We start from the raw sequence: 3,400 nt of genomic DNA on the forward strand, positions 1-3,400 counted from the left end.
GTTTTATATACACAAAAATATAGAAACAGATAGGAAAGATTAGCAAAGGTAGAAGTTATATGACAAGAAATACAGGTTCTATAAATTTTATAACCGTGTAAAAAAGTAAAATAGTAAGAAAATTCAAGAATTAGCGAGGAAAATATATAAAAACGTTCTTTATTAAGAAAAAATGCTCATTTTCGAGATTTTTAATGTTCGTTATTATGAAATATACTTAAAACAATAGTTCTTTAAAAAGAACAAGAAATAATTTAAATATGTATTCCCTGTTTAAATGAAGGAGGGTAAGTCATTTTTAAAGGTAGTCTAGTCTGTTAATAAACTTTTACTTTTTAGTAGGAGACTTTTAACTCCGTTTAATTTCTGGGGGGAGAGAGGAAGAATGGAAAAGGTACTAAGCATCCCTAATGCATCATATGAAACAGAAGAACCCTTTGAATCAGGGGTATTATTTGATTCTAGTTATTCTGCTAATCCAAGAGTAAGAAATACGTATATGAAACCTAGAATTGTAGCGTTTATTCCAGCACATAATGAAGAAAAATCGATCCGAGATTGTTTGGCTGGTTTAGGTGATCAATCACTGCCAAAAGGGGTTGAACTTGATGTTATTGTAATTGCCGATAATTGTACGGATCAGACAGAAGCCATCGCATTAGAAGCGGGTCAGGAATTTAGGCTGAATTTAAAAGTATTATCTACAGTTAATAATAAGCAGCGGAAGGTAGGGGCATTAAACGCTGCCTGGAAAAACTTATATGGTGACCCTTTAGACCTGTACGATAAAAAGCTGACAATTTTCCAGGAATACTATAAGCATTCCATCAAAGCCATACTTGGTATGGATGCGGATAGCCGGCTTGCTCCTGATGCATTGTCGCAATTATGGGAAGGGCTTATGAGCTCGCGAAATATTGGCGGAGTAATGGCAAAGTACACAATGAGAATGCCAAAAAAGAAAAGTCTAATTTCAAAAGATGATGTACATTACGAAGAAAAGATTGCTAGCGGTGAGTATGGTGGCCCAATTGCACGCTGGTGGACACATCAGCAAAAACAGGATATGGCAAGCTGGCTGTTAGATCTTCAATACAATGGTGGGAGTACATATGTACTTGGCGGACAGGCAACTTTATTTCGGCCTGAGGCATTGCAGGATATTGTAGATGAAAATAAGTTGGACGGTCCTTGGCAGGATGAAAGTGATGTAGAAGATATGCTATTAACTTGGCAAATACAGAAAAAGTGGAAAACTCTTATAAGCCCTAAAGCTCGTTGTTTTGTTGACGCGATGAGATCTTATCACACGTTCAGGCAGCAGCGAAATAAATGGCAATCTGGAACAGTTGAATTACTTACAAATAGTGATATTGGCGTTAAATCAAAACATAAAGGCAAAATATGGCGCTCTCAATTAAAATCATTTACAGATCTTACAGTACGAGTATTGTTTATATCATTGCTATCAGTTGCTATTGCCACTAACCAGTTTTATTGGTCGTGGATATGGCTTACTCCTGTTGCGTTGGCATCAATTCTTAACACCATTCTAGCATTAAAAACACCCATGCATAGACCAATAGATGTGGTCTTAGCTGCTTTGCTCATTAGTCCTGAGATTTATTTATGGGTGAACTTAATTACCTTCACCAATGTGTGGTTAGGTAAATTATCTGCCAACAAAAAAGATGGCTGGGCTATACAGTATAACGCAGAGAGGGGCAATACCCGAAGCAAACTAACGGAAGGTGTCATTGCTGTAATACTTTTTATAGCTTTAGTGATTTACGTTTGTATCGATCAAAGGGCATTTTTAACAAGTGAAAGTGTGCAAATGGCTGTTAGTCCTTATTTACAGATTGGCTGGATAGTATTGACATACTTAACCATTTACTCGTCTATAGCAATGCTATACCAAATTTGGACATTGAGAGCCAGACATTCAGCTTAGGGATTGTATACTAATAAAATGGGGGAGTTTGTATGAAAATTAAAAAAGCAATTATCCCAGCAGCAGGATTTGGAACTAGATTTTTGCCAGCAACTAAGGCTCAGCCTAAAGAAATGCTACCGATCGTTGATAAGCCGACAATTCAATATATTGTTGAGGAAGCAATGGCATCAGGAATTGAAGAAATAATTATTGTTACAGGAAAAGGTAAAAGATCAATTGAAGATCATTTCGATAATGCACCTGAACTAGAGCAAAATCTACAAGGAAAAGGAAAAATAGATTTGCTCGAGAAAGTACGTTATTCTTCAACTCTTGCTGATATTCATTATATTAGACAGAAAGAACCAAAGGGACTTGGTCATGCTGTATGGTGTGCCCGAAATTTTGTCGGAAATGAGCCTTTTGCAGTGCTACTTGGAGATGATATTGTTCAAAGTGAAACACCGTGTTTAAAACAGCTTATTAATATATACGAAGAAACCTGCTCGTCTGTCATTGGGGTACAATCTGTTCCTGTCAATGAAACACACAGATATGGAATAATTGAACCAGCATCACAAAATGGGAAATCTTATGCGGTTAACAATTTTGTTGAAAAGCCATCTCCGGGGACCGCTCCTTCAAATCTTGCTATTATGGGCCGTTATATTCTTACACCTGAGATATTTACATTTTTAAATGAACAGGAAATTGGGGCTGGTGGCGAAATTCAGTTAACGGATGCGATTCAAAAATTAAACAAAATCCAACCAGTTTTTGCCTATGACTTTGAAGGAAGAAGGTATGATGTTGGTGAAAAAATTGGCTTTGTGAAAACTACTATTGAGTTTGCACTTCAGCATGAAGACCTGAAAAGTGAGCTTATCAGTTATTTAAAAGAATTAGTTCATACAACTGAGAAAAACTTATTAAAAATTTAAATCACAAAAAAGCTGAGTGAACAAGTGAAACCTTGTATCCCTCAGCTTTTTGTCAATTCTTCTTCTGTTCAACTCTCCACTTATTAAAATCCAAAAACTCCCGAAATTGCTCCTTTGAAACACCAGAGTCCATCGCTTCCTTCACAATCTTCATCCATTCGGAATCCAGATCTTCCTTGTTGATCTGCTCATGGATCAAATGGTCCACAGGGACATTCAACACACCCGCGATTTTTTCAAGAAATTGAATGGAAGGGTTGGTTTGCAGGTTGCGCTCAAGTGAGCTTAAGTATGATTTTGCCACACTGGCCTGGTCTGCAAGCTCGGATAAGGACATTTTCTTTTCCTGACGAAGTTTTTTTACACGATCACCGATCATCGTATACCACACACCTTATTTTGTATGTAATAGGATTATATCATATTTAGTTCCATATTAAGAACGTTTTGTTCAATATTATTATCATCATACCACAGTGTCAACTGACTAAAATAGATAGTTATCACAGTTTTATAAAAATAC

3 protein-coding genes are annotated in these 3,400 nt (G+C 36.4%); 2 read left to right on the plus strand and 1 reads right to left on the minus strand.

The features are described from left to right. Nucleotides 1-499: 499 nt before the first annotated feature. A complete protein-coding gene (locus BFI01S_RS21280; RefSeq protein WP_061794365.1) occupies nucleotides 500-1,954 on the plus strand; it encodes a glycosyltransferase family 2 protein in 1,455 nt (484 codons plus the stop codon). 32 nt (nucleotides 1,955-1,986) lie between these two features. Continuing rightward, nucleotides 1,987-2,877 (plus strand): UTP--glucose-1-phosphate uridylyltransferase GalU, encoded by an 891-nt coding sequence (galU, locus tag BFI01S_RS21285; protein ID WP_061794363.1) that lies wholly within the window; start codon nucleotides 1,987-1,989, stop codon nucleotides 2,875-2,877. A gap of 52 nt (nucleotides 2,878-2,929) precedes the next feature. Here the strand turns inward: galU and BFI01S_RS21290 are convergent, their stop codons facing one another. Further along, entirely contained in the window at nucleotides 2,930-3,256 is a 327-nt protein-coding gene (locus BFI01S_RS21290) for a helix-turn-helix domain-containing protein (RefSeq protein WP_061794364.1), read from the minus strand. Nucleotides 3,257-3,400: the final 144 nt, after the last annotated feature.

It is taken from the genome of Cytobacillus firmus NBRC 15306 (assembly GCF_001591465.1).
GTDB lineage: Bacteria > Bacillota > Bacilli > Bacillales > Cytobacillaceae > Cytobacillus > Cytobacillus firmus.